23 protein-coding genes and 1 pseudogene are annotated in these 25,410 nt (G+C 70.3%); 12 read left to right on the top strand and 12 right to left on the bottom strand.

What is annotated here, in order from left to right; all coding sequences use genetic code 11:
- Nucleotides 1–358: 358 nt before the first annotated feature.
- Entirely contained in the window at nt 359–1,294 is a 936-nt protein-coding gene (locus ACRX5W_RS27075; RefSeq protein ID WP_436790947.1) for a zinc-dependent alcohol dehydrogenase, read from the bottom strand.
- A gap of 598 nt (nt 1,295–1,892) precedes the next feature.
- Complete coding sequence (locus ACRX5W_RS27070; protein WP_436790946.1) at nt 1,893–2,513, bottom strand: TetR/AcrR family transcriptional regulator; 621 nt, start codon at nt 2,511–2,513, stop codon at nt 1,893–1,895.
- A gap of 240 nt (nt 2,514–2,753) precedes the next feature.
- Here ACRX5W_RS27070 and ACRX5W_RS27065 point away from each other — a divergent pair, with 240 nt between their 5' ends.
- Nucleotides 2,754–3,395 carry a TetR/AcrR family transcriptional regulator gene (locus tag ACRX5W_RS27065; RefSeq protein WP_436790945.1) on the top strand — a complete coding sequence of 214 codons (642 nt, stop codon included), beginning with the start codon at nt 2,754–2,756 and terminating at the stop codon, nt 3,393–3,395.
- Nucleotides 3,396–3,946: 551 nt separating this feature from the next.
- Here ACRX5W_RS27065 and ACRX5W_RS27060 read toward each other — a convergent pair.
- Complete coding sequence (locus tag ACRX5W_RS27060) at nt 3,947–4,720, bottom strand: SDR family NAD(P)-dependent oxidoreductase (RefSeq protein ID WP_436790944.1); 774 nt, start codon at nt 4,718–4,720, stop codon at nt 3,947–3,949.
- A gap of 419 nt (nt 4,721–5,139) precedes the next feature.
- On the opposite strand from ACRX5W_RS27060, the gene ACRX5W_RS27055 reads away from it, so the two are divergent.
- On the top strand, nt 5,140–5,562 hold the full coding sequence (locus tag ACRX5W_RS27055) for a hypothetical protein (RefSeq protein ID WP_436790943.1): 423 nt from the start codon (nt 5,140–5,142) through the stop codon (nt 5,560–5,562).
- Nucleotides 5,563–5,741: 179 nt separating this feature from the next.
- On the opposite strand, the gene ACRX5W_RS27050 is transcribed toward ACRX5W_RS27055, so the two are convergent.
- Nucleotides 5,742–5,963, bottom strand: coding sequence for a hypothetical protein (locus tag ACRX5W_RS27050; protein WP_436790942.1), 222 nt, complete (start codon nt 5,961–5,963; stop codon nt 5,742–5,744).
- A 207-nt stretch (nt 5,964–6,170) separates the two neighbouring features.
- Here ACRX5W_RS27050 and ACRX5W_RS27045 point away from each other — a divergent pair.
- The 6 genes and pseudogenes from ACRX5W_RS27045 to ACRX5W_RS27020 all read left to right on the top strand — a co-directional run bounded on the left by ACRX5W_RS27045 (nt 6,171) and on the right by ACRX5W_RS27020 (nt 9,962).
- Nucleotides 6,171–6,754: pseudogene (locus tag ACRX5W_RS27045) on the top strand (dihydrofolate reductase family protein).
- On the top strand, nt 6,751–7,164 hold the full coding sequence (locus ACRX5W_RS27040) for a VOC family protein (RefSeq protein ID WP_436790941.1): 414 nt from the start codon (nt 6,751–6,753) through the stop codon (nt 7,162–7,164). The pseudogene ACRX5W_RS27045 and the gene ACRX5W_RS27040 overlap by 4 nt, the downstream one beginning before the upstream one ends.
- Nucleotides 7,165–7,653: 489 nt before the next feature.
- Nucleotides 7,654–8,121, top strand: coding sequence for a nitroreductase family deazaflavin-dependent oxidoreductase (locus tag ACRX5W_RS27035; RefSeq protein ID WP_436790940.1), 468 nt, complete (start codon nt 7,654–7,656; stop codon nt 8,119–8,121).
- Nucleotides 8,122–8,319: 198 nt separating this feature from the next.
- Nucleotides 8,320–9,015, top strand: coding sequence for a hypothetical protein (locus ACRX5W_RS27030; RefSeq protein ID WP_436790939.1), 696 nt, complete (start codon nt 8,320–8,322; stop codon nt 9,013–9,015).
- Nucleotides 9,016–9,081: 66 nt separating this feature from the next.
- Entirely contained in the window at nt 9,082–9,474 is a 393-nt protein-coding gene (locus ACRX5W_RS27025) for a metalloregulator ArsR/SmtB family transcription factor (RefSeq protein WP_436790938.1), read from the top strand.
- Complete coding sequence (locus ACRX5W_RS27020) at nt 9,471–9,962, top strand: SRPBCC family protein (protein WP_436790937.1); 492 nt, start codon at nt 9,471–9,473, stop codon at nt 9,960–9,962. Before ACRX5W_RS27025 ends, ACRX5W_RS27020 begins: the two co-directional genes overlap by 4 nt.
- A 158-nt stretch (nt 9,963–10,120) precedes the next feature.
- Here ACRX5W_RS27020 and ACRX5W_RS27015 read toward each other — a convergent pair whose 3' ends face one another.
- Both ACRX5W_RS27015 and ACRX5W_RS27010 read right to left on the bottom strand, forming a co-directional pair.
- Nucleotides 10,121–11,482: a phosphotransferase family protein gene (locus ACRX5W_RS27015; protein ID WP_436790936.1), complete on the bottom strand. Its 1,362-nt coding sequence runs from the start codon at nt 11,480–11,482 to the stop codon at nt 10,121–10,123.
- A 265-nt stretch (nt 11,483–11,747) separates the two neighbouring features.
- Nucleotides 11,748–12,593 carry an NAD(P)H-binding protein gene (locus ACRX5W_RS27010; protein ID WP_436790935.1) on the bottom strand — a complete coding sequence of 282 codons (846 nt, stop codon included), beginning with the start codon at nt 12,591–12,593 and terminating at the stop codon, nt 11,748–11,750.
- An 86-nt stretch (nt 12,594–12,679) separates the two neighbouring features.
- Between ACRX5W_RS27010 and ACRX5W_RS27005 the strand changes: the two genes are divergently transcribed.
- Nucleotides 12,680–13,282 carry a TetR/AcrR family transcriptional regulator gene (locus ACRX5W_RS27005; protein WP_436790934.1) on the top strand — a complete coding sequence of 201 codons (603 nt, stop codon included), beginning with the start codon at nt 12,680–12,682 and terminating at the stop codon, nt 13,280–13,282.
- Between the two features lie 405 nt (nt 13,283–13,687).
- On the opposite strand, the gene ACRX5W_RS27000 is transcribed toward ACRX5W_RS27005, so the two are convergent.
- Nucleotides 13,688–16,975: an ATP-binding protein gene (locus tag ACRX5W_RS27000; protein ID WP_436790933.1), complete on the bottom strand. Its 3,288-nt coding sequence runs from the start codon at nt 16,973–16,975 to the stop codon at nt 13,688–13,690.
- Between the two features lie 117 nt (nt 16,976–17,092).
- On the opposite strand from ACRX5W_RS27000, the gene ACRX5W_RS26995 reads away from it, so the two are divergent.
- Together ACRX5W_RS26995 and ACRX5W_RS26990 are read left to right on the top strand one after the other, a co-directional pair.
- The gene (locus ACRX5W_RS26995; protein WP_436790932.1) at nt 17,093–17,695 is read left to right on the top strand and encodes an NADPH-dependent FMN reductase; all 603 of its coding nucleotides are present in this window, start codon (nt 17,093–17,095) and stop codon (nt 17,693–17,695) included.
- Nucleotides 17,696–17,895: 200 nt separating this feature from the next.
- Nucleotides 17,896–19,152: an MFS transporter gene (locus tag ACRX5W_RS26990; protein WP_436790931.1), complete on the top strand. Its 1,257-nt coding sequence runs from the start codon at nt 17,896–17,898 to the stop codon at nt 19,150–19,152.
- A gap of 160 nt (nt 19,153–19,312) precedes the next feature.
- On the opposite strand, the gene ACRX5W_RS26985 is transcribed toward ACRX5W_RS26990, so the two are convergent.
- On the bottom strand, nt 19,313–19,951 hold the full coding sequence (locus ACRX5W_RS26985; protein ID WP_436790930.1) for a DUF3105 domain-containing protein: 639 nt from the start codon (nt 19,949–19,951) through the stop codon (nt 19,313–19,315).
- A 160-nt stretch (nt 19,952–20,111) separates the two neighbouring features.
- Nucleotides 20,112–20,702: a TetR/AcrR family transcriptional regulator gene (locus ACRX5W_RS26980; RefSeq protein ID WP_436790929.1), complete on the bottom strand. Its 591-nt coding sequence runs from the start codon at nt 20,700–20,702 to the stop codon at nt 20,112–20,114.
- Nucleotides 20,703–20,784: 82 nt separating this feature from the next.
- Between ACRX5W_RS26980 and ACRX5W_RS26975 the strand changes: the two genes are divergently transcribed.
- Nucleotides 20,785–21,618: a dienelactone hydrolase family protein gene (locus ACRX5W_RS26975; RefSeq protein ID WP_436790928.1), complete on the top strand. Its 834-nt coding sequence runs from the start codon at nt 20,785–20,787 to the stop codon at nt 21,616–21,618.
- 307 nt (nt 21,619–21,925) lie between these two features.
- Here ACRX5W_RS26975 and ACRX5W_RS26970 read toward each other — a convergent pair whose 3' ends face one another.
- From ACRX5W_RS26970 to ACRX5W_RS26960, 3 genes are all read right to left on the bottom strand, one after another.
- A complete protein-coding gene (locus ACRX5W_RS26970) occupies nt 21,926–22,489 on the bottom strand; it encodes a DUF7676 family protein (RefSeq protein WP_436790927.1) in 564 nt (187 codons plus the stop codon).
- Nucleotides 22,486–24,366, bottom strand: a complete 1,881-nt coding sequence (locus ACRX5W_RS26965; protein ID WP_436790926.1) for an ATP-binding cassette domain-containing protein — start codon at nt 24,364–24,366, stop codon at nt 22,486–22,488. The genes ACRX5W_RS26970 and ACRX5W_RS26965 overlap by 4 nt, the downstream gene beginning before the upstream one ends.
- The coding region (locus ACRX5W_RS26960) for a FecCD family ABC transporter permease (RefSeq protein ID WP_436790925.1) at nt 24,363–25,410 on the bottom strand (1,048 nt) is incomplete at its 5' end. The genes ACRX5W_RS26960 and ACRX5W_RS26965, both read right to left, overlap by 4 nt.

The following is a 25,410-nucleotide window of genomic DNA, read 5'->3' as shown; positions in this document are numbered from 1 at the left end:
CCGCACCGGTGATGACGGCGACTTTGCCGGCGAGGCGGCCTGTGGTGACCATCGTGGCTTTCAGCTCCTCGGGGAGATGTGGGAGGCCAACAACCAAGTCGAGAAGGGCGTTTCAAGGGGCTTGGGCGGGGTCGACCAGACGTTTTGGGCCGGGACGCGGTGGCATCGTGCTTCGCGAGCAGTGTGCGGACGCGACGTCGGCCGAACACCCCGAGCGCGTCGTACATGCAAACGCCGGTGGCCGAGCTGCCCCGTCGAGCCTGCGAAAAGCCGGCTCGCTGGAGGATGCGTTCGTAGGTATCGGAGTACAGCGACCGACATGGGAGCACCCAAGCGGTCCCCATATGCGGTCAGTTGCTCAGTCGATCTCGACAACGACCTTGATGGCACCCGACTTTCGGTCTCCCGCGACGCGGAACGCGTGTTCGGCGTCCGCCAGCGGGAAGCGGTGGGTGATCAGCATTTCGGGGATCTCGGGCCGGGCCGCGAGCATCTCGGCGGCCTGCTGCATCTCGCGGATTCCGCCGTGGGTGCAGTAGCCCATGGACGCGATGAGCCGCACTTCCTTGACCATGAGGTCGGTGTACGGGATGTCGAGAGGGACATACTGCACGCCGAGCACCGAGAGTGTCCCCCCTGGCGCGAGCCGGTCCACGGCATCGCGCAGTCCGCTCGCGGAGCCCGCCGCCTCGATCACAACCTCGTAGAGGCCGCTCGGCTCTGTGGCGCCGAGACGTTCGCCGGCCTCTTTCTGGTGCGCGTAGCGGGCCTGGAGACTGACCTCGGCGGCTCCTTGCGCCTGGGCCGCGGCCACCGCGAGGAGGCCCACCGATCCGCCGCCGACCACCAACACACGTGTGCCGGGCCCGGTGCCCGCAATACGCACACCGTGCCAGGAGACCGTCGCGGGCTCGACGAGAGATCCGTTCCTGATGTCCAGATCCTTGGGCAGTTCGACCAGACTCCTCGACGGCGCACGGAACTGCTCGGCCATCCCGCCGTCCGCGAGCACTCCCAAGGCGCGATTGTGGCTCCCGCGGCACAGGTTGTACTGCCCGCCCAGGCAGGGATCGCACTCCCCACACCCGAACAGCGACTCGACCACGACCGGGGTGCCGTCCGCGCGGAGACCGACGAGCTCGTGCCCCAGGATTTTTTCCGTTCCCTGGGCGATCATGATGACGTCCGAGCCGCAGATCCCGACAGCCCGCATCGACAGCAACTCGCCCTCGCCCGGCGGCTCGTCGACGTCCGCAAGCACGGCCCGACCGCCCGAACCCCGCAGCGCCTTCATGCCGCAACCCCCGACGCCGTCCCAAGGTGGTGACCGGCCGGTACCGCGACGCGGACATCCCGTTCAGGCAAGCCGACCATCGTCGAGTTCGGACTTGTCATACGTCTCACTCCTTGCGCGCTGGGGAGCTGTGCTGACCGTGCGAGCAGAAACTTGTGCGGCCCCGCCTGGGGCGCCGGACGAGGGGTGCGAATCATCAAGGGACGTCACGGCATTCGGGACAGAGAGCCCCCGACCCATGGCGTGGCAGGGGGCGGCAATGCGCAGCGCCGCTGCGCCACCGCGCCGCGTATGTGAACAGTTGTTTAATAAGTGCTGGAGCATGCTTACCAGCCGCGATACGAAAGCGTCAACGGGGCCGGTCTCTTCACGGCGTGAGAACTGCCGTCCAGGGTCAGCCTGCNCAGTTGTTTAATAAGTGCTGGAGCATGCTTACCAGCCGCGATACGAAAGCGTCAACGGGGCCGGTCTCTTCACGGCGTGAGAACTGCCGTCCAGGGTCAGCCTGCCCGCGCGACAGGACCAGCAGGCTCCGCGTCGGGCCGCCGGTGCGGCCCGAAGTCGGACTCACGACGGCGACGGCCGCCGTCGTGGCCGGTCACGCGGTTTCGACGTGCCCGCCTTCAAGTCGGCGGCCCGAGGGAGGCCCGTCGTACCGTCGGAGGAGGTCCTCGATGTAGGCCATGGTCTCCTCCAGGCCGGTCGTCAGCCCAAGGTGCCTCTCGTTCACCAGTACGCGGGCGATCGCGGTTGTCAGTACGACGACGGCCATGGGCGGGGCGCCGCCGATGTCGAGACTGCCCTCCGCGATCATTTGCCTGAGGTGTTCGTGCTGGAGATCCCGGTACCGCTCGGCGCGTGCGATGAGTTCGGCGCGGAAGGCCTCGCTGTGGTTGGCCAGCGCCGCGAACTCCGCGATCAAGGCGGAGCCGGGGCTGCCGTTCGCCTTCCACAGCGCCGCCAACGGGTGCGCCGACTGCCCGATCCGGGCCTGCCGCTCCAGCTCCTGATCGGCGCGTCGCCGCAGAACGGCAAGGAAAAGGTCGTCGAGGGTCGGGAAGTAGTACAGGACCAGCGCCGGCGCGACACCGGCCTCGCGTGCCACCCGCCTGATCCCGACGGCGGCATACCCCTCCTTCAGCATCAGTCGCTCTGTGACATCCAGCAGCGTCTGCGGAGTCTCGGGGTTTCTGGATCCTCTGCGAGCGCGGGTAGTCATAGGGGCATTGTGCTTGACATGGCCGCACAAAATGAACATCTGTTCAATAATTCCCCCCGCCCGAATCACTCCAGGGCACCGTCCCGATCGGAACCGTCGAGCCGCCACCGACGACGGCGGAGCTCCGGGGTGCCGGGTGACTCCCGAGACCGAAAAACCAATTTTCGAAACCTTGTTTTTCTCTGAGCTGCGGCCTAGGTTGAGGGCCCCGAAGTACCCTCGCATCGCAGGAGAACGAACATGGCCGCCGACGCTTCGGCCGGACCCCGCCGGGGACGGCTCTCCGCAGCACGCGAGCGTGAACTGCTGGAAGCAGCACTGGATTTGGTTGCCGAGGTCGGCTACCGGAAGGTCACCTTGACCGAGTTGGCAAAGCGCACGAAAAGCAGCACGGCGACCCTTTATCGCCAGTGGGAGAGCAAGCCCAAAATGGTGACCGTCGCCCTGAAGGCCCGCTCCGACGAGCAGCAGTTGCTGGCGCACATCGACACCGGGACACTGCGCGGTGACCTGCGGACGCTGGCCGTTCGCGTTTTCGGGGAGCTGTCCACATCGGACTCGATGATCAGCATCTGGCAAGCGGCCGGCGCCGACGAGGAACTGACGCAGGCGCTTCGGAACATCCTGATCGTGCCGGGGCTGGAGCGCCTCGATCGGATTCTCGCCCGAGCACTGGAAAGGGGCGAGATCACGGACAGTCCCGCTCTTGTGCTGGTCGACCGCGTGCTGTTCGGTCCGCTCATGATCCAGGAGTTGATGACCGGCGACAAACCGACATCCGAGTTGGCCGAGAACATCGTCGACCACGTGTTGATGCCCGCGCTGACCGCTTCCGCCACCCAAGAGGTCGAAGAGGTCGAAGAGACTCACGCATTGCACTGAAGGCTTCCGCTGTCGCGGCCATCCACAGGCTCTGCCAGGCTCTTCCTGCCTCGCATCGCCTCCTCCGGGAAAACGCCGCCTCACACAACCACGGTCGGCGATCACTCCGGCCCGCCCGCATGGCCGAACATGCCCTCGGCTGCCCTGAGAGGGGAAGCGCGGGACACACCGCTGCAACCACGGGTGGACCCAGGCGCGTTCCACACGCCCCCAGGCCCACCAGCGGCAACCACGAGGCAGCGCCCGACAGCAGACCCAGGGATCGGCCGCGAACCGAAGACCAGCCCAGCCGGGGTCGCGCGGTGCCCGGGAGCCACCGCGTGACCCCTTTCCTTGCGCCGACGCTGCCGCAAGGCACACTGCATCACCAAGCAGGACTGTGCCACCGCAGCACGACAGCCCCCGGCGGCCCGGCAGGCGAGCCGCACTACGCGCGCCTTCACTCAGCCGATCAAAGCCGCCCAGAACCACCGAACGGCGCGTGACGGGTGCGCCGGACCCTCGCGTGACTCACCCGCGGTGATGCAGAACCGTCCCAACCCCCTTCCACATCACGCGAATTGGTGTTGCAGCCGCGCTGCGCCGTCAAGCCGGATGTTCTCGCCGTTGAGGTAGGGGTTTGTCACGATCGCCTCGACCAGCCGGGCGTACTCCTCGGAGTGCCCCAGCCTCTTCGGGAAGACGACGCCCTCGACCAACTGACGCTCGATCTCGGAGCCGGGCGGAAGTATCGGGGTGGCGATGATGCCGGGGGCGATGGCGCAGACACGAACACCGTGCGGGCCCAGGTCGCGGGCCATGGGCAGGGTCATGCCGGCGACGGCTGCTTTGGCGGCGCCGTAGGCGACCTGCCCGGCCTGGGCGTCGAACGCGGCGATGGACGCGGTGTTCACGATGACGCCGCGCTGGCCGTCCTCGTCCGGCTCGTTGGCGGCGAAGGCCGCGGCGGTGAGCCGCGCGAAGTTGAAGGTGCCGAGGGCGTGGAATTCGAGCATTCCGGTCAGCAGTTCGCGGCTGATCGGCGTTCCCTCGGCATCGACGAGGCGTGGCGACGGAGGGACGTCGCCGCTCGCCATCACCGCGATGGAAAACGTGCCGAGCGACTGGGCGGCGGCGATGGCCGCGGCCACATCATCGTCGTTGTTGACGTCACCGCCGGCGGCGACGGCGCGCGGCCCGACCTCTGCTGCGAGTTTGGCGGCCCGGTCGCTGTTCCTGTCGAACACCACGACGCCTACACCGAGTTCGACCAACCGCCGAACCGTGGCGCCGCCAAGGCCACCGGCCCCGCCTGCGACAAGAGCCGAACGTCCCTCAAGATTCACTGGACCTCCACGACGACGATTACGTTGACGGTTCCCGACCTCCGGCCCCCCACGACGGAACGCGCACTCGGCGTCCCCATCAGGAAGCGGCAGGTCACTGACACATCGGCGGCGGGCCGACCCGCCATGCGCCACTTGCTTAAACGTTTGTTCAAACTAGTGCGGGGTCCATACGTACCAGTCGGGGAGTCGGGCCGTCAACGGGTCGGCCTCGTCGACGGCGGTTCGCGCGCGAGGAGGCTCTCTCCGGCCGCTGGGAGCGCGCAGCCAACGTCTTCTCGCAGGCAGCCCGGTTCGGCAGGCCCGGTACTCATGAACTGGTCTGCTGGTTCGACGCGTTCCTCGGCCACCACCCGTGGTCCGGCCTGTCCGGTCTGCCCACCGGCTCGGCGCATCGGGCCGAGACCTTGCCCGCCCGCGTGGCCCTCGCGATTCGTCCCGCCTGGTGGAGAACGCAGGAGGTCACCAGGCAACAGCCGGCCGAGGTCCAAGAGCTGGCCCAACGAATCCACGACGGCACGTTCGCGTACGAACCGCCGGGCCCTTTCGGTGAAGTCGTCGACCGCGCACGCAAGTTGGCGCGATGGGGAGACTGCGACGGCGCGTGGCGCGTGCTCCGCGCCGGCCTGCCGCTGTGGCGTCCACCCGCCCACGACGTGCTCGCGCCGGTCGGTCTGCTCGCGGATCCGCTGCTCGCACCGGTGATCACCCTTGAGCGCGGCAAGGAGTTGCTGGGTACACCTCGCGCGGGCCGCACCGAGCCGGCGCCCGATCCGACGGAGGACCTGGACCCCACAGGCCTGGCCTGGCTCGCCTCTGAGGCCAGCATGAAGTTGGGATAGCGCCGGAAAGAAGGTTTGGCAGCTCGCGGCACACCGGGGGCGAAGAGGATTACACCTGGCGCACCGTGACCCAGGTCGCGACCGACCTGCCTGGCCGCGCCCACCAAGCTCGCGTGAGGCCCCGGCCGGTCCGGAAGGGTTCGGGCCGTGGCGCTGCTCGGAGCTTGGCTCGCTCATCGTCACTCGTCGTCCGCCATGACCTGGTACCTGAGACCGGTGCCTTTCAGTGCGGCCTCGGCTTCCAGACGGCGGTCTCCGTCGAAGACGGCTTCGATGGTTCGGGTGCCGGAGTCGTCCCCGAACGCGGGGGGTACGTCGTCCCGGAGCCGTCCCAGGGCGGCTTCGGCCTTTGCGGCGTCCTCGTCCGAATGCACGGTGACTCTCACAAACGTCGTCGTCATGCCGCCATCGTCGTCCGGAGCGGCATGCGGCACAAACCGAGTCGCGGCTTGTGCAGGCCGAACCGTGGCGACTGATCGACTGCTCAGGATTCACGCCTCGCCGGGGCGATGAGTTCGGCTGCTGCCGGCAGTCTCCCCTTTGACGCTCCCGCCCCGACGGGCGGGAAACGGAGCGTCCCCGTCCATGGAGGAGTGATGGAGGCCGGAATGCGCAATCCGATTCGGCTGTACATGTCGATGTCGCTCGACGGCTATATCGCCGGTCCCGACGATCGACCGGGCCAGGAGCTCGGACGTGCCGGCGGACGACTTTTCAACTGGCTCGACGACCGGGAATCCGACGGTCCCAGCGGACGGGTCTATCGCGAGGCGCTGGCTACCGGCGCGGTGATCTCCGGCCGCCGACCTTCGAACTCGCCGGGCGTTGGCAGGGAGACCATCACGATGGTGTGCCGATCTTCGTCCTGACCCACCATGCGGACGACGGGGACGTACCCCCCGGCCACGCGCGCTTCGTCACCGACGTCGACGACTGCGCCCGTCAGGCGCGTGCCGCAGCCGGGGACCGGCCGGTCATGGTCCATGGGGCGGGCGCGGCCCAAGCGCTCCTCCGGGCCGGGCACATCGACGAGATGGAGATCCACCTGGTTCAGGCCCTCCTCGGTGACGGCCGACGCTTGTTCGAGCACCTCGGTGGCGATCACATCGAACTCGACCTCGTCCGGCGGCTCGACGACCGAGACGTCACGCACCTCCGCTACCGGGTGCGCCGGCCCGAGGAGGCCGCGTGAAAACGCTTTTCGTCGCCTTCCGCGTCACCGACCTGGCCCGCTCGCTCGGTTTCTACACCGCCCTCGGCTACGCCGAACTGGGCAGGGTCGAGACCGGCGACGGGAGTCACCTCGTGATCCTCCATTTCCCCGGCGAACCGGCGGCCTCTCTCGAACTGGTCCACCGTCCCGCCGACGGACCCGTCGATGTGGGCAGCGGTGTCGACCACCTCGCGATCCAGGTGGACGCACTGGCCGCCACCCTGGAGCGGCTGACCGACGCCGGCCTGGACCCGGGACCGGTCCAGTACCCGGGCGGCCCCCACGGCCCGAAGACGTCGTGGCTCACGGACCCGGACGGCTACCGGATCGAGTTGGTGGAGTGGCCGCCTGGCCACCCCGACGGCATCACCGCCGCAGACTTCTCCTGAGCGGCCCGGTGAGCGGAGTCGACAACGTTCGCTTTTGTTCGTCGCCCGCTGCCGGGCGCGCTCCCGTGTTTGCGACGGACACCGGCAGGCCGGTGAACAACCGCCTGGGGGGCTGCCGGCCGCCGCGTCGGCTGAACGCATACGGGTGTAGATCTCCCGGTTCATGGCGGATGTCGCTCTCGCGACCTGCGGGTCCGTCCGCTGACTCATGTCATGCCGGGCGCTCGGCATCTCAGGATCAGGTTCGCAGCGCAGACCTGACGCCGGATCAGGGTGCTGCGACAGCTTCACGTGAGACGGCCCGACTTGTCTCTCCGGTACAACCGGGTACCTCCTTCTCTGCCGGTCGGCGACGACGGCGGGTCAGCGTCCGTGCCCCGCGGTGCGAAGTAGCGGCGCAGCATGGCCAGAACGGCGGTCTCGCCTCCGCGCGAGGTTTTGTGTTGGATTGCGCCAGTGATGGTCCGCAAGCGACGACGGGGTGACGCGATGCCTCTTGAGGGCGAGTACGAGCCGAGTCCGGCGCAATGGGTGCGTGAACAGGTCGAGTTGTACGAGAGCTCAAACGGCACGCAAGGGGGGACGCTCTGGGACACGGGCCTGCCCGTCGTCATTCTCACCACGCGTGGCGCGAAGACCGGCAAGATCCGCAAGATCCCGCTGATGCGCGTGGAACACGAAGGGCGGTACGCGGCCGTGGCCTCCAAGGGAGGCTTCCCGCGTCACCCGGTCTGGTACTTCAACGTCACGTCCGACCCGCACGTGGAGCTCCGGGACGGGGCAGTGCGCCGGGACATGACGGCCCGTGAGGTCACCGGGGACGAGAAGGCGAAGTGGTGGGAGCGCGCGGTCGCCGCGTATCCGCCGTACGCCGAGTACCAGGAGAAGACCGACCGCGTGATCCCCGTCTTCGTCCTGGAACCCGTGGACGCGGCCCGGCCGGACACTCTCACGTGACCTTGTCCCGGGACTGCGCACCGAACAAGATCAGGTAAGACGAAGGCAAGGACCCGTCGGACAGGACACCGCTGAACCGCGGTGTCGCGCCCCAAAGTCGGATCCGAATTCCCGACCGACCCGGTGGATCCCCTTGAGGGCCGGGCCGCCCATGCCGCCGCAGTCAGTCGCCGTACGTCAGCAGAAGGAGGACAGCCGATGACCGGTCACGGCTCTCTCGCCGACGGTGAAGTCTGGGATCCCTTCGGCACACTGCGCCGCACGTTGTGGATCGGGGGCGGCCAATGGGCCGGGAAGTCGACCGTCGCCCGTCTGCTGGCCGTCCAGTACGGCGTCACCGCCTACCACTACGACTACCACGATGCGCGGGGCCACAACGATCGCAGGATCGCCCGCCGCGTCGGTCTCGGCGAGCCTGCCGCTGCCCCCGACCCTGACAAGGCTTGGGTCGACACCACTCCGGAAGAGATGGCCGACGAGACCCTGGCCGGCTTCCCGGAACGCTTCCGCTGGGCCCTCGACGACCTGCGGGCGCTGGTGTCAGGCCACCCGATCATCGCCGAGGGCTGGGGACTTCGACCCGAACTCGTCGCACCCATCATCGACTCACCGCGCCGGATGATCGTGATGGTGCCCACGCCCGAGTTCCGCGAACAGCAGGTACGCGAACTTCCCCGGGCCTCCTCGGTCAGCCACCGCGTCAGCGACCCCGCCCGAGCGCAGGCGAACCGGCTGGCCCGCGATCGACTCGTTGCCGAAGATGCGGTCCGCAAGGCCCGGCAGCTCGGCATCCACGTACTCACCGTCGATGGCTCCCGCGATGCCGCTGCGATTGCGGAGATCGTCGCCGATCACTTCGGCGCGTACCTTCCCGAGCGAGATCGCAAGCCTTGATCGCCTGAAGACGGTTGCCCGGTCAATCCCGAGCATGACGCGTAACCTATGGGTTACACTTTCGAGGTGGACGAACTGAGCGAGGTGGCCGCCGCCGTAGCTGATCCCGTGCGACGGGAGATCTTGATGATGTTGCGCCACACCCCGCTGACGGCAGGCGACATCGCTGCCCGGTTCGCCATCAGTCGCCCTGCGGTCAGCCGCCATCTGCGCGTGCTGCGCGAGAGCGGCCTGGTCCGGGACGAGCAGATCGGCCGCCATCGAAGTTATTCGCTCGTCCGGTCCCGGCTGGGTGATCTCGCCGCCTGGCTCGCCCAGTTCGACACCCGGAGCACCGACTGGTCGCAGCGTCTGGCGGCGTTGGACACCGAGGTCCACCGCACGCGGCGGGACCGCCGTCGGGCCGAGCCCGCCCACGATCAGCACACCGCGCATCACCCCAAGGAGGACACAGCGTGACCCTAGAGCCCACCGGACGACTCATCCCCACGCCAACAGGGCACGACCTGATCCTCACCCGCACCTACCGCGCCTCCGCCGACGACGTCTGGGCGAGTGTCACCGAACCGGAGCGCACCGCACGCTGGTTCGGCCCGTGGCGCGGCGAGGCGGCGGTCGGCCACACCGTGGAGGTGCAGATGGTGTTCGAGGATTCGGCGCCCTGGTGCCCGCTGCGGATCGAAGCCTGCGAGCCGCCGCACCGCCTGGCCGTCTCGATGGAGGACGAAGCCGGCGTCTGGTCAATGGAGTTGCTGCTGGCCGAGGCCGACGGCACCACCGAACTACAGCTGGTCCATCACCTCTCCTCCACCGAGCACCTCGGCGAGACCGGGCCGGGCTGGGAGTACTACCTGGACATGCTCACCGCCGCACGCACGGGCGGGCCGCGGCCCGACTTCGACGACTACTACCCCGCGCAGAAGGCGTACTTCGAGTCCCTGACCTGAGCGGGACCAAGGGACGTTAGAGGTGAGAGGTTCACACCGACAAGTGCGGGCAGTCGGTCATGCCGCTGCACAGCACCTGCGGTCGGGCGCCGCGCCGGGGATGACGCGGGTTGCCTGGGCGTGGTCCCATGCGCGGTGGACAGCAGGGGTCGTGGTGGTCAAGATCGTCGAAGCGTGAGGTCCAACGCCCGTCCCAGATTTCCGTCCTGTCGGCCTCGGACCTGCTCTCGTGCACTCCTGCGCGTCGAGGCGCCGTAGGAAGTCGATTGGGGGGCATGTCGAAGGGGTGATGCCCGAGCCGCCAAGGTCTCGGCGATCGGCGTGAGTCCGACGTCCGAAGGCCGCCGGGGCCCGCTGGTGACGTACCGCCGGAACTCCCGTTCGACCGCATCGAGTGACATGGTCTGCGGTTGGCGGTGGTCACTCAACTCGGTATTGAGACGGTTGGTCTCCTGGAGGGCCAACAGATGCAATTCGCTTTCAGCCGCGCCGTCTCTGCGCCTGACGGCGTTGCGCAAGCGGTGCAGCTTCTTGGCGGCCTGCTCGGTGCCGAAGGCGCTGCGACGGGCAAGGTTGATGCGCATGTACCCAGCCCAGTCCTCGGCGAGGCCCGCCCGGATCTCCGGGCGGGTCCTGTCCGCATAGGCGAGAACGGCGGAATCAACCTGTTCCTGAGAGTAGTTGGCGGAAATGGTGTGCCTGACGAAATCGAACAGCGGATCGCCGATGCATCCTCGCTCCCAGTCGATCACCGACACGTCCCGGACACGCCTCGGCGCGTTGGCGACGGTGGTCGCGAGAACGTTGCCCGTGTGCAAGTCGGTGTGGACGACGACGAGTTCCCGTAAGTGGAATCGGTGCACCGCACGGCGGATCTCGGCGAGGCCTCGCGGCCCTGCCCCCAGGCGGGTGTAGACCTCGGTCACGCCCGGGACAGCCGCTTCTGCCCGGTCCCACGCCGCCGCTGCTTCCTCGAGCAGTTCGCCCGCGAAGACCCGTGAGTCGGGGCTACCTCCACCCAACCTTCGCCGCAGGCGTGGCGGCAGTTCCGCGAGGGGGAAGTCCGATATTCGTGCCAGATGGCCGGTCATGACCGAGGGCAGCGCGTCCGGCGCGGGCGAACCGAGCGAGGTCACCGTGACGCCGGGTTTCACTTCGTGGATCTGGTCCAAGTTACCGGCCACGTGGAGCAGTTGCGGAACGAAGTCCAGCCGTGGGGCAAGCGCTGCGAGGAGTCCGGCTTCGTTGGCGGCACGGACCCGTCTTGCTCGGTTCGTACCCAACGGCTGCCGGACAAGGACCGGCCCGGTGGCCGGGTGCGAGACGATCCAGTTCGAGGAACTGACCCCTCGGAGCGGTTGCGCGCCGGACCGAGCCAGTTGTTTCGCCGACGCGTAAATCTCGGCGGCCACCGCCTCGTCCAGAAGGCGCAGGGCTGTTCCAATCCGCTGTGATGGTGGCCGTGACCGTCGGCACCGGGAAACTGCAGTGTATGCCCGTGGCCGGGCACCGGATTCCATGCCCGCCCTCCGCGAACCCCCGGTCTTCGCCGGGTTGTCGACCTCACCGGTGGAGCACGACGTAGGTCGGATTCGGGCAACGGGAGTCGGGAGGCGGCCTTTTGGGACGACTTCGGCTGTTGGCCCTGTGTGGTCGGCGATGTTCGGCTGACACGCACTCGGCGACCGCGGCGTGCGCCTGGTGTCAACGTGGCAGTGCGCGTGTTTACGGCCGGCTCCGACACGTTCCCCGGGCGCGCTGCCTTGCACGCGCCCGGGGAACGTTCTATCGGAAGGCCGGCAGGTTGCGGGCGACCCATTCACTGAAGGGCCGGGGCGGGCGGCCGAGGACATCCTCCACATCAGTGCTGATCGCCTGCTCGGTCGGCAGGGGGAGGCCGAGTACGTCCAAGGTTCCGTCGATGACCTCTTCGGGCATGAACTGCGCCATGTGGGCGTGTGCCTGGTCCCGGGACAGTTCCACGAAGGCGATGTCCTCGCCCAAGGCCTGGGAGATCACGTCTGCCTGCCGGCGCGGACTGATGGCCTCGGGTCCGGTCAGCTCGTACGTACGGCCCGCGTGTCCCTCTTCACTCAGTGCGGCTGCGGCAACCGCGGCGATGTCCGCCGGGTCGACGACGGGCAGTGCCACATCGCCGAACGGCGCGAAGACGGTGCGCTTGGCGCGGATCGGCTCGGCCCAGGCGAAGGCGTTGGAGGAGAACCCGCCCGGACGCAGGATCGTGTAGTCGGCTCCGCAGGCGCGCACGGCGGCCTCGAAGTCGCGCAGGCGTGCGTGCGAAGGGGCCTCGGGGCGGGTGGAGTTGATCTGGGAGGAGAGCAAAACGATCCGCTTGACCCCGGCTTCCAGTGCCGTGTCGATCAGGGCGTTCGGGCTTTCGCCGTGGCCGTTGAGCTCGCCGCCCAGCAGAAGGAAGAAGGAGTCGGCGCCGTTGAGGACGGAGCGCATGCTCGCGCTGTTCCCGACGTCGGCTTGGGCTTGCCTGACGCCGACCGGGAGCCCGTCGGGCTGCGGGCGGCGTGAGACGGCCACGACGTCCCCGCCCCGCTCGGCCAGCAGGGGCATCAGCGTCCGTCCGATGTTGCCGGTCGCGCCTGTCACCACGATCATGACGATCCTCTCATTTGAGTTAGTTGACTAACTAATACAAGGAGAACGTAGCACGGCTCCTCTGGCCGTTGTCTATAGTGAGTTGGGTGACTGACTCAACGAAGCCCCGGGCACGGGCGGCCGACAAACGCCGCCGACTGACGACAGAAGCGGCCCGGGTCCTGCACGAGCAGGGCGTCGAGCGCACCACCCTCGCCGACATCGCGCGCGCGGCCGACGTACCCGTCGGCAACGTCTACTACTACTTCAAGACCAAGGATGAGCTGGTTCTGGCCGCGCTTTCCGAACACAGCGCGAGGCTGGACGAACTCACCGGCCGGCTGGACCGGTTGCCCGACCCGCGCGACCGCCTCAAGGCCCTGATCCAAGCATGGATCGACCAGCGCGACGTCGCAGCCCGCCACGGCTGCCCCACCGGCACCCTCGCCGTCGAACTCGACAAACGCGCCGACGGCACCCTCGACGCGGAGGCCGGAACAGTGATCCGGCGCCTGCTGGAGTGGGCCGGGCACCAGTTCCGCTGCCTCGGCCTGCCCGACCCGGACGACTTGGCCGTCACCCTCATCTCCGCCTATCAGGGCATGTCGCTCCTGACCAACGCCCTCCGCGACCCGGAGATCATGACCCGCCAGGGGACCCGCCTCCTCCGCTGGCTCGACTCCCTCGAGGGCCCCGAGCAGACCGCCTGACCCCAACGGGGAATCAGCGTCCGGGCCACTCGCCCACCGGCCTGCTCAGGGGTCGCCGTCGCTGTCCGGGCGTCCGGCCGGCCGGGCACTCGAGCGGCTCGCCGACATCCACGGCACGCCCGGAGGCCCCCCAGCGCGCCTGCGGCTGCGGCGGCCCACAGCCGCAGGCTCCGTTGCCGCCCCCGTGGTGGGCGTGACTTCGGGGACAGGCCGCGGTCGAGGTTGCCCCGCCGGTCGTTGGTGCGGGACGCGGGCCCGTCGAGGTCGTCGGCGATGCCGGCGGCCTCGGTCCGGCACGAGAGAGACCGCTACCCGGAGGCCCGCAAGACCTGGTCACCGCACGCCTGGGAGGGCAGCGTGGGCTCGAGACCCCAGCGGAGTCGCTGCGCCCTTGCCGGAGGCGGCTCAGTGGTCGGCCGGCTCGGCGCTGTCGCGGCCGAGTTGCCATGGGGTCGTCTCGGCCGGGCGGTAGCACAGCTGCGATCCGGTGGTGACGGACGCCTGAAGGTGGTCGGCGAGCGCGGGGTGGTGGTCGGCCAGGCGCCGCAGCGTGTGCCTGACGCGTGCGGTCACGGCCTGTCGGGCGCGTTCGGCGGTGTCGCCCAGGCGGCGGGGACGGCCGCCGAGGCCTGTGTATCGTCTCAGTTCGTCGAGCAGGGCCTCGCGTTCGGCGTCGAGTTCCGCGGCGCGGCGGTCGTCATGACGGGTCACCGCGCGGTCGATCTCGTCATCGAGTGTGGCGAGTCGGCGCCGGTAGGCGGTCTTGGCGGCCTCGTCGAGGACCGCGTCGGCGCCCATTCCCGCCGCGGCCGAGGCGGTGGGTCCACCGGCGGGGTTGAGCAGTTCGACCGCGGACACCGCCGTACCGGGTCGCGCGAGCAGGGTGTGCAGGTCTCGCAGGCCCTTGGCGTCCGGCAGATGGATCACGCGGCCCGCGAAGCGGATCGTCCATACCGTCCCGTCGAAGCGGAACACGTTGTCGGCCGGCGGTTCCGAGCCTTCGGGAGCGCCGTACGGTGTCGGTGCCGCGCGAAGGTCGCGGCACGTGTGGGCGAGGCGCGGCATGCCCAGGGCGGTCGCGGTGCGTTCGGCCTCCGCCAGCAGGGCGTCCGCGCGGGCGGCGTCGCCCTCGGCCGCGCGCCGCAGCAGGACCTCACCGAGCCGAGCGCCGGACAGGGCCGACCACGGCCGTGCGCCGAGACGGTCGGCGGCCTGCCTTGCGGCGGTGTATCCGGCGACTGCGGCGTCCAGATGTCCTTGGGCGGCGTCGAGCCCGGCCGTCCAATACGCCGTCGGTCCGCACACCACGGCACCTCCCGTGACGACGAGCCACCGACCGGTGAGCGGTGCCAGGGCTTTGCGGGCCGCCGCACAGCGGCGCGGGTCCGCGGACGCGGCGGCGGCTTGGGCCTCGTACCGCAGCCACATCGGTGCGAAGCGGCGTGGCATGGTCGCCTTCGCCTCTTCGGCATCCGCGCTCAGGGCCAAGGCCTCGGCGTCGTCGCCGCGTTCGAAGGCGGTGACCGCGGCCAGCAGGCGCACCCACCGGTCGGTGTCGGGGCCGCGGGCGTAGAAGATGTCGTCGAGACCGTCGAAGTCGCCGCGGAGCATGTCGATCGCCCACCTCAGGTCGCGCCACATGCGGTGGGTGTCGGCGTCACCGATCCGCTCGCCGAGGGCGCGCGCTTCGTCCGCGTACGCCTTCGCGTCGTCCAAATCGCCGGTGAGGGTCGCGAAGGCGGCACGGCGGATCAGTGCGAAGTACCGCGGTCGGGGCAAGCGGAGACGCTCGGTGGCGGCGACGTAGGCCGCGTGCTCCTCGTGTGCCCGGGGGTCGCCTTCCTCCAGCAGGGCGAGGGTACGCAACGCCGAGGCTTGAACGAGCAGTTCGCGGTCGCCGGACCGGCGGGCCGCCGCGCTGGTCTCGTCGAGCACGGCAAGGCGTTCGCGGGCGGTGCCCGGCTCCCACAGCGCGTCGTGCCGGGCCAGGAGGCACCGGCCGAGGGCGTCGGCATCGTCCGCGGAACGGGCGAGCCGGACGGCTCGGGCGCTGAGGTCGCGGCCCGTCTCGTCGTCGAAGGCCTGGTGGGTGCGGGCCATGCTCGCGGCGGCCAGCACGCGGGCCAGCAGCGCGGTCTCGCCGGACGCCTGGGCGGTCAGGGCGGCGGCGGCCTCGTCGAGGAGGTCCACCTCGCTGCGGTCCTTCCCCGTGGGGTTGCCGAGCCGGTACAACCCGACTGCGGCATGTGCCAGCAGTACGGCGTCGTCCAGTTCCCGCGCGGCGGCGACGACGCCGTTCAGGGTCCGGCGGGCGGTGGGTATGTCGCCGGCACGTTCGCCTTCCCGCCCCAATTCGAGGGCGATTTCGGCGCGTTCGCGTATCCGGTCGCGAGGGAGGAGGTCGAGGGCGGACCGGTAGTGGGCGGCTGCCTCTTCGGCGGCGAGGCGGGCCGAGGCGTCACGGGCCGCGGTGACGATGTGCCCCACCGCTTCGGTCGGCGTGACCTCGGGTACGGCCAGGGCGGCGTGTCTGGCGAGCCCGGACAGGAGCACCGGCTCCCCTCGGGCGGCGGAGAGACGGAGGCTGCGCACGACCGCGGCGTGGTGGCGGCGCCGGTCGGTTTCACCGAGGGCGTCGTAGAGGGTCTCGCGGATGAGGTCGTGCGCGAACGCGAAACGGCCGGCGCCCCGAACCATGACCAATCGGGCGGTGACGGCCTGGTTCAGGAGCGCGTCGAGCTCCGCGGGCGCGACCGCGGCGACTTCGGCGAGCAGCCGCCGCGTGAAGTCGTGTCCGAGGACGGCGGCGACGCCGAGCAGTTCCGCGGCTTTCGGCGGCAGGTACGCCAAACGGTGTTCGACCGCGTCGCGGACGCGGGGCGCGACGGAGTCGAGCGTGCCGGAACTGTGCCACAGCCGGACGGTCTGCTCGACGAAGAACGGGTTGCCGCCGGTGCGGCGCCAAACCTCGGCAGCCTGCTCGGGCTCCGGTTCGCGGCCGACCGTACGCGTCATCAGGACGGCGACCTCGGCGGCGTCCAGGCCGGTCAGTGTCACCGTCGTCGCTTTCGCCGCGAGGTCCGTAAGGGCCCGGGCCAAAGGGTGGCCCGGCGCCTCGGCCTCGACATCGCGGTACGCGGCGACGAGCAGGATCCGCTCGAACGGGACGTGGTGGGCGAGGTGGTTCAAGAGCCGAACCGATGCCGGGTCCGCGCGGTGCAGGTCGTCGAGCACGACGACCAGCGGACGGTCGTCGGAGACGGTGACAAGCAGTGTGGTCACCGCGTCGTGGAGGCGCAGCGCCGCGTCGTCCGGACCGGGTTCGCCGGGACGGGCATCGGCTGGACGGGCGGCGGTGCCGCCGAGCAGGAACGACAGGTCGCCTCCCGCGGCGTCGGCGGCACGCCTCCACTGCCCGGCGGGCAGGTCGCGGCGCAGGCGGCGGACGATCTGAGCCCAGGGCCAGTAGCCCGGCGTGCCCTCCGCCCCCTGGCACACGGTGGCGACGACCAAGGCCCCGTCGTCGTCGCCGGGTTTCCCGAGCGAGGCTGCCGTCTCGGAGACGAGCGTCGTCTTGCCGATGCCGGCTTCCCCGGTGACCAGCACCACGCCACCGCGGCCGGCGAGTGCCCGGGTCACCGCTGCTCGCAGGAGCGCGAACTGGTGTGCGCGCCCGACCATTTCCGTCGCCATTGACCTCGATCTTTTTTCCCTCGACCGCCCACGGCTCCCCGCGAGAGCGCGTGTCACAGCCGTGAGATCGCTTCTCACGCCCTCCGGTTGAAGACGCAACCTACCGGAGGAGAAGACATGACTCCCCCCGCATACCGAGCCGCGGCCCCGTCCCCTCACCCGCTCACCGTCGCCGTGCTGATCGGCAGCACCCGCGAGGGGCGGGCGGGACTGGCTCTCGCCGAGTGGTTCGCGGACTGCGCTCGGGAGCGAGCGGACCTCGCCGTCGACACCGTCGACTTGGCCGAGTTCGACTTCCCCGCCAGGCATCCGGCACAACTCACCGGCGCGGCAGCGGAGTTCGTTGCCCGGGTGGATGCCGCGGACGCGTTCGTCGTCGTGACACCGGAGTACAACCACGGCTATCCCGCCTCGCTCAAGCAGGCCATCGACCTGCCGTACGAAGAGTGGCGGGCCAAGCCCGTCGGCTTCCTCTCCTACGGAGGCCTGGCCCAGGGCTTGCGCGCGGTGGAGCAGCTTCGCCAGGTGTTCGCCGAACTGCACGCGGTCACCATGCGCGACGGCGTCAGTTTCAATCTCTACGACGGTTCGCTCGGCGAGGACGGGCGCCCGCCGGCCGGAAGCCCCGCCGAGAAAGCCGCGCAGGTGCTGCTGGACCAACTGACGTGGTGGGCCCACACCCTGCGCGAGGGTCGGCAGGCGCGCCCCTACGCGGCGTGATCTCCGGCACGACGAGGAATCTTCGCGTGCCTCCGATCGGGCCGGTGCATGAGGCGGTGCGCCGGCCCGGGAGCTCGTGGGTGGCCCCTCCCCCGGCGAATTCCTGCGCGACATACGAGTCACGCCGCAAGGCCGACAGAAGCCGCGGCAGCCGACGCGGGGGCACCTGCTCGACACCTCTTCGGAGAGGAACACCGAAAATGCGCAAGACACCTGACCGCGGTGCGGTGGCGATGGGCCGTCCCTCCCGGGCCGGCGCGGCTTGTCGGCCGTCCGGTAGCCGCATACCGGCCCTGGCACTCGTTCTCCTCGCCGGGCCCATGTCGTGCGGCATCGCCGCTCCGGCTCTGGTCCTCGACGACACCGCGCACGGACTCGGGGTGACAGTCGCCGCCGCAACATGGATCGTGACCGCCTTCGGCGGCGGTGTCGCGGTGGGGACGCCGCTGGCGGGTGGCCTGGCGGCGCGGCGTGGGGCGAGGGCGGCAGTGCTGATGTGCTCGGCGGTACTCGCGACCGGCGTCGTTCTCGGGGCTGCCGTCCCGATCCTCCCCACCCTGATCGGGGCCGGTGCGCTCCAGGGCATCGGGGCGGGAGGTCTGGCGGCCACGGCGTTGAGCCTGGCCGAGACGCCGCGCACCACGGGCCTGGTGACCGCCTCCCTGGCCGTGATCGGTTCCGTATCGCCGCTTGCCGGTTCCTGGCTGGCCGAGGCTGCGTCCTGGCGGGTCGTGTATTTGCTGCCCGCGGTCGCGCTGCTCGCAGTGCCGTACGTCTCCCGGAGCGGGCCGCTCGCTCGCGATGCCCGGCCCACGGCACAGACACCGGCGGACGTGCGTGGCGCACTGCTGCTGACCGTGCTGGTCACCGGCCTGGTTCTCATTCCGCACGAGGCGGCTGCCGGCTCCGCCGTCGCGGCTGTCACAGCCGTCGCGCTCGGCGTCCACATGCGCGCCAGGCCGGACGGTTTCGTACCACTCGCCGTCGTCCGAGCACCACGGTTCGTCGCAGCCGCCGCCCTGGCGTTCGCACTCGCGGTGTCCAATTTCGGGATTCTCTACGCCGCACCGCACCTGCTCGAAGACGGCTGGGGCTGGACTGCGAACCGGATCGGACTGGTCATGCTGTGGCCCTATTTGGCGGGCGGCGCGCTGTCGTGGCTCATGGTGGCCTGCTCCCAGCGCGGACGCCCGGCCGTGGTGACCGGAGCACTGCTCGCAACCGGGGCTGCGGCACCGATGGTGGTCTCCACGCATCCCCCTCTTCCGGTGCTGTTGGCCGCAATGGCCGCAGGTTCGCTCGCCGCGGCGTCCGGGCAGGCCATCCTCACCGTTCGGGCGGCCTCAGCCGCGCCCGGCGACCAACTTCCCACTGCTGTGGGGCTGTTCAACCTGTGCTACCTGCTGGGATCGGCATTCGGCCCGGCGATCGCGGCGGCAAGCCTCGACTCGGGGTGATCTCCCCACGCAGATGGCGGTCCCCCGGGTGAGCGGCCGTGCCGTGTCCCTGCAATCAGCTCTCGCGCCTACCGGGAGGGCTCGCCTTCGCCAGAGGACGCTGTCACGTGTGCGGCTGCCGCTCCCCCTCCGCCGGGAGCCCGAACCGACGCCCGGAAAGCTATCCAGTCGGCGTGCCGACTCCGCCGGTGCACGGCGCTCCCGGCTCGGGGGTCTGCGGTCCCTGCCGGTAGGCGTCGACGAACTCGGGCAGGCGCGGGTCGAAGCCCGAGTCGAGTTTCAACTGCACGCCCCAAGCCGAGGCGACGACGGGGGCGGGAAGGCCGGGGTAGGGGCTGAGGTCGACGAATGTCTGCCCGCGCACGAATGCCTTGAGCGCTTCGACCTGCTCGGCCGGCAGGTCGGGCCGGTAGGTGATCCAGACCGCGCCGTGTTCGAGGTCGTGGACGGCGTTCTCATTCGGCACCGGAGTGTCGTAGATGCCGCAGTTCAGCCACACCGGGTTGTGGTCACCGCCGACCGGCGGGTTCTGCGGGTACTGCACTGCGCCTTCGACGTGGGTGCGGGACGCCACGGCGAACGTCTCCACCCCCTGGATCTGCATCGCGACCGGTCTCGACGAGGACGAGCCACCGGAGTCGACAACGGCGGTCAGGCCTGCGGCCAGGCCGCCCGCCAGAAGCACCGCCGCCGCGCCGATCGCGATTTTGCGGCGCCGCTCCCGAGCCGCTTCCGCCTCGCGGAGAGCGGCTGCCTTGCGTGCACGCTCCGACTTCGGTCGGTTGGGTTCGCCGTTCATGGGGACTACCGCAGGTCTCGCTCCGCCGGTTTCTCGATAGCGGCCCCTCACACACCTCCATCATCGCGCGGCCTCGCGGCCGTGGCCACGCCTGCGGCGCAGCAGCCGCCCCTGCGGAAGGCTCCGGCCCGACGGCCACCCGCCCTTCTTGCCATTGCGTCTACCCGCGTTCGATGACGTCCCAGGCGAGGCGACGGGCTCGGTCCAGGACGGTTTCGTCACCGAAAATCTGAAAGCGGGTGTGGGCGGCCCGCAGATAGGCGTCGATACGGAACGCATCGTCGGCAGGCGTGCTGCTGCCCGCGCCGACCAGTTCGTTCTCCAGCAGAAGCAGCCACTCGCGGGCCAGGTCGCGGACCGCGTCGGCCACCGGACCCTCGCGGCGGCCGTACTCGACCGTGGTGGTGGTGATGAAACACCCGCCCGGGAAGACGCGCTCGCGCAGGTAGGCGAGCCAGTGGTCGAGCAGCGCCCGCAGGCGGGGTCGGCCGGGGGCCGATTGCAGCGACGGTTCGATGACGTGGTGAAGGTACAGGGCGCGTGCTTCGGCCACGGCCGCGATCTGGATCGCCTCACGGTTGGCGAACACCGTGAGGATGCCGCTCTTGCTGTGCCCCGTCTGTGCCGCGAGGGAGCCCACGGTGATCCCGTCGAGGCCGTGGACGGTCGCCGACAGGGCGGCCTGGCGGGCGACCTCGTGCCGTGTGCGGTCGCCCCGAGCGCGACGGCCGTCGGCGGAAGGGGTTGCCATCGAACCATCCTATACGACCGACCGATCGTGTAGTCTGCCTGGCCGGATAGACGATCGATCGGTCGTATAGATGGAGGTGCCGATGCTCGGCGACCATGTCCCGCCGTCGACCGACGGGGTGCACGCCTTCGACGGCTTCGCGAAGCACACCGTGGAGTACATGGGGCACGCGAGAACCGTCCATGTGGGGGGTGCGGGGCCCGCCGTCGTCGTGATGCCGGAGATGCCCGGCATCAGCCCGGACGTGGTGCGCTTCGCCCGGTGTGTGCGCGATGCCGGGTTCACCGTCTACATGCCGTCGCTTTTCGGCGTCGACGGCGCGTACCCGACGGTCGAGCATGCCGAGCCCGTCCTGCGAAGGGCCTGCGTCAGCCGGGAGTTCCGCGCGTTCGCGGGCGGCGGGACGAGCCCCGTCGCGGAGTGGCTGCGGGCGCTGGCGCGTGACGCACACCGGGCGTGCGGGGGGCCGGGCGTGGGCGCGGTGGGGATGTGCTTCACCGGGAACTTCGCGCTGACCATGGCGCTGGAGCCTGCCGTGATCGCCCCCGTCCTCTGCCAGCCATCGCTACCGCTGGACGACCCGGCCGCGCTGGAACTGTCACCCGAGGACGCCGCCATGATCCGCGAACGGTTCGACCGCGACGGCCTCGACGCACTCGGCCTGCGTTTCGACAACGACAAGTGGTGCACCGGCCAACGTTTCGCCGCGTACGCGCACCTGCTCGGCGACCGCTTCGACGAACGCGTGCTTCCCGGGGCCTGCGCGAACCCGACCCCGCCGCCGTTCTTCCGCGACGTGGTCGGGACGCCGCACAGCGTGGTGACCGCGCACCTCGTCGACGAGGAAGGCCACCCCACGGTGCGGGCCCGTGACGAGATCCTGGCGTTCCTGCGCACCAGGCTGCTCCACTCCTGACCACGCGACACCGCCGAAGAAGCGGCCGAGTAATGTCCGCTTGCCGAGGCATCGTCGCGGCCCTCGGACGCAACGCGTCCACGGCGGCGCCTCGCATGACCGTCGGCCGCGGGCCCCTGTTGCCATGAGCCGGTCCCTGCGACAGCCCTGGCGATCGGCGCCAGGACCGTACCGCCCCGCGCGACCGCCTTCTCGTCCTGCCGGCCAATGCGAGGATCGCGGCCAGGGTCACCCGGCGCGGGATTGACACTCGAGCCGGGAACGGTGCCTGGCGCAGCACTGGTTGCCCGCAGCCCCGGTTGCGGAGTCATCCGTGCCGGAAACCACGACCGTTGCGGTCGAGAGGGTCCGGTGCGAGCCCGAGGAATCGCTCGCGCAGGGCGTCCCAGGCGGCGAGGTGCGCGAAGTCGGGGGCGTCGAGAATTTGTTGATCGTGCGTCAGGAACGGGTTGGGGAGCATGACCGTCATCTGCTGTTCTTCGCGGCCGTTGAACAGGCGCAGTCCCCATGTGGTGGGGTTGCCGTCCGCGCCCAGGCCGCGGTAGAGCTCGGCGCGGGAGCAGCGGCGGATCGCGCCGAGCTCCGGTCCCGAGGCGGTGTGTTCGCCGATACACAGGTGGAAGTGCCAGCGGCCGAAGTCGACGGTGACGTACCCGTCGTACATGACGATTTTTCTCGGCGGGCCGGGTGCGGCGACCTCCCAGGCGGCGCCTTCGATCAGGACGCCGAAGTGGATGGCCGCCCAGTGGGCGGTGAAGACGGTGGTGACGAGGTCGAGGAGGGTGGCCTCGTCGGTGGGCAGGGACCACACGTGTTCGGTGCGGCCGCTTTCGTTGCGGACGACGGCGTGTTCCGGGGTGGTGGGCCTCATCGGGTTGCCTCGCTTTCGGTACGGCGACGACGGGACGGGTTCGTGGTCAGCGGGCAACTTCCGCACAGGCCGCCGCCGGGTGTGCGGTAGTACAGGCAGCAGCTCCCCCGGCGCCAGTACGGCGGCTCGGGTGCCCAGTGGCCGGTCCCGCGCAGCGCTCCGCGTTCGGTGAGCAGCCCGGCAAGGTCGAGCGCCGTCTGTGCGGCTTCGGGGCGTGTACCGTGCAGGCTCGTGTGCAGGACGCGTGCGGCGCCCGCCAGTGCCGAGGCGGCGTTGCCCCACAGCAGTCGGGGGGCGACGGGTGTGGCGGCGCGGACGGCCCGGCCGAAGGGAGCCAGATGCCGTTCGGTGACGATGTCGTGGAGGCTGTCGGCCAGGCGCGGGAGGTCGTCTGACGGTTCATCACCGGTGGCGGGGTCGGGTGCCCACAGGTCGATGGGCCCGGATGCGGGCAGTCTCCAGTGGGTTGTGCCGGGGGCCAGGTCGGGGACGGTCCGGCCGAGTGCCGCGCAGCCGAGGGCGACGGACCACAGGCGGGCGGCGATTCCGAACTGGAGGGTGGACGCGGCGACCCGGGGCTCGTGCGTGCCCAGGCGCGCCGCCACCCGGGCGATGCCGTGCGATACGGGCGAGCTCTCACCGGTGTCGTACAGATCGGCCAGCGGGCGCGCGCCGGCCGGGGCGGGGCCGGCGGTGACCGCGAAGTACGGGCCGATGAGGCTGACTTCGTGCAGCAGTTCGGGCATGCCCGGGGGCGCGGCGGCAGTCATGGGACAGGCTCCTTCCTTCGGGAGGACGGTCCGTCGTGGGTGGTCGGCCTCGTCGTCGGCGTTTCTCCACGGCTCGGGACGGTGGTCCGCAGGTGCCTCAGGAGTTCCGCGACCGTGGTGTGGACGACAGACGCCGCCTCCCGGTGCCGGACTTGGTAGTGACCCCACTCGGTGGCGGTGACCGCGAGTTCGCCGTCCGTGTCGGTCACGGCGATTCCTTCTCGGGCCAGGGCCCGGGTGAGGATCGGGGCGAGTTCGTCGGCTGCGTTCAGTCGGACGCGGGCCAAGGCGTCCTGGCGCAAGGTGAAGGCACCCAAGGCAGCGTCGAATGCAAGGTGGGGGGGTGTCGAAGGCCGCGCCGAGCGCGCCGGAGAGCACCAGGTCCTCCGGTGCCCCGGTGTGCAGGGCCGCGTCGCGGCCGACGAGCCACACGTGGTCGGCGACGCGGAGCGCGAGTTCGAGGTCGTGCGTGGTGGCGAGCACAGTACGGCCCCCTCGGCGGGCGAGGTCGCGCAGCAGCAGGTTGAGGGCGACTTTCGACGGCACGTCGAGGAACGCGGTGGGCTCGTCGAGGACGATGGTGTCCGGATCCTGCGCCAACGCGCGGGCGGTGAGGACGCGTTGGCGTTCGCCGTCGGAAAGTTCGGCGAGCTGCCGGTGCGCGAGCCCGGTGGCACCGGTGTCGGCGAGCGCCCGCTCCACGGCGTTGCGGTCGGCCGACGTCAGGCGGCCGCCGGCGGCGGTGTGCGGATGGCGCCCGAGGGCGACGACCTCGCGGGCGGTGAGCAGCCCGGCGTCCACCCGGTCGGTCAGCACCGCCGCCAGCAGGCGGGCCAGTTCGCCGGGGCGAGTGCGGGCCACGTCGCGGCCCGCGACGGTGACCGACCCCGCGAGGGAGGGTTGCAGTCCGCAGACCGTGCGCAGGATCGTCGACTTGCCCGCGCCGTTCGGGCCGAGCAGAACGGTGAGTTCGCCAGGACGCGCTTGTGCCCGCAGGCCCGTCAGCACGGCCTGTGCGCGGCGTCGGCCGAACGAGCCGCGTACCCGGTGTCCGACCGTGAGGTCGTGCAGGCGCAATCCGCGCTCGTCGGTTGTGGTGGTGGTCATCCCGCTCCCTGGAGGACGCGTCGGCTGCGGAGCAGTACGGCGATGACGACGGGCGCGCCGAACAGCGACGTGATGGCGTTGACGGGCAGGGCCGCGTCGGTGCCCGGTGGCTGGCTCAGCAGGGTGCAGATCAGGGCCAGGCCGGCGCCGGTGAGGACGCACGCCGGTCCGAGGACGCGGTGGTCGGAGGTGCCGATCAGGGCCCGCGCCAGGTGCGGAACGGCCAGGCCCACAAAGGCGATCGGGCCGCAGAAGGCCGTGGTCGATCCGGCGAGGACGGCCGCGCCGAGCAGGGTGAGCGTCCGGGTGCGGCGTACGTTCAAACCCATCGTGCGGGCGTAGTTCTCGCCGAGCAGCAGCGCGTTGAGGTGCTTGGCCGACGCGAGCGCCAACAACAGCCCGCCGCCGACTAGGGGCGCGAGCACCCGCAGGTCCGCCCAGGTGGTCCCGGAGAAACTGCCCAGCCCCCACAGGACGAACTGCTGGGCGCGCTGGGGGTCGGTGTACACGATCATCACGGACACGACCGCCGAGACCGCCGATCCGAGCATGACGCCGATGACCAGCAAGGTGACAGCCTGACGTACCCACCGCGACAGCACGAGGATGACCGCGAGCACCGCCGCCGCCCCCAGTGCCGCCGCCACGACCACGCCCACCCGGCCCATCCCGGCAAGGTCCGCGGTGAACCCGGCCGAGACCGAGCCGGCCGCGCCCCCGGTGATCACCACGAGGGCGACGCCGAGGCTCGCGCCCGAGCTGACGCCGAGCGAGAACGGATCGGCGAGCGCATTGCGGAACAGCGTCTGCATCTGCATCCCGGCCACGCCGAGGGCGGCGCCGACGAGCGCGGCCGTCACCACGCGCGGGAGCCGGATCGTCTCGATCACCACGGTCCACCGAGGATCGGACGGGCGGTGGCCGGTCAGGACCCGGAGGGTGTCGTCGAGCGGAACCGTCACCGGGCCGACCGCGATCGAGGTCAGGAACAACACCGGCAGAACGACGGCGAGTCCGCCGAGTGCCAGGGCGCGGCGCCGCGCC

The sequence above is a fragment of the Yinghuangia sp. YIM S10712 genome (genome assembly GCF_051388935.1).
GTDB lineage: Bacteria > Actinomycetota > Actinomycetes > Streptomycetales > Streptomycetaceae > Yinghuangia.
Note: the sequence above shows the minus strand (reverse complement) of the source record. Positions and strands in the feature narration are given on the sequence as shown.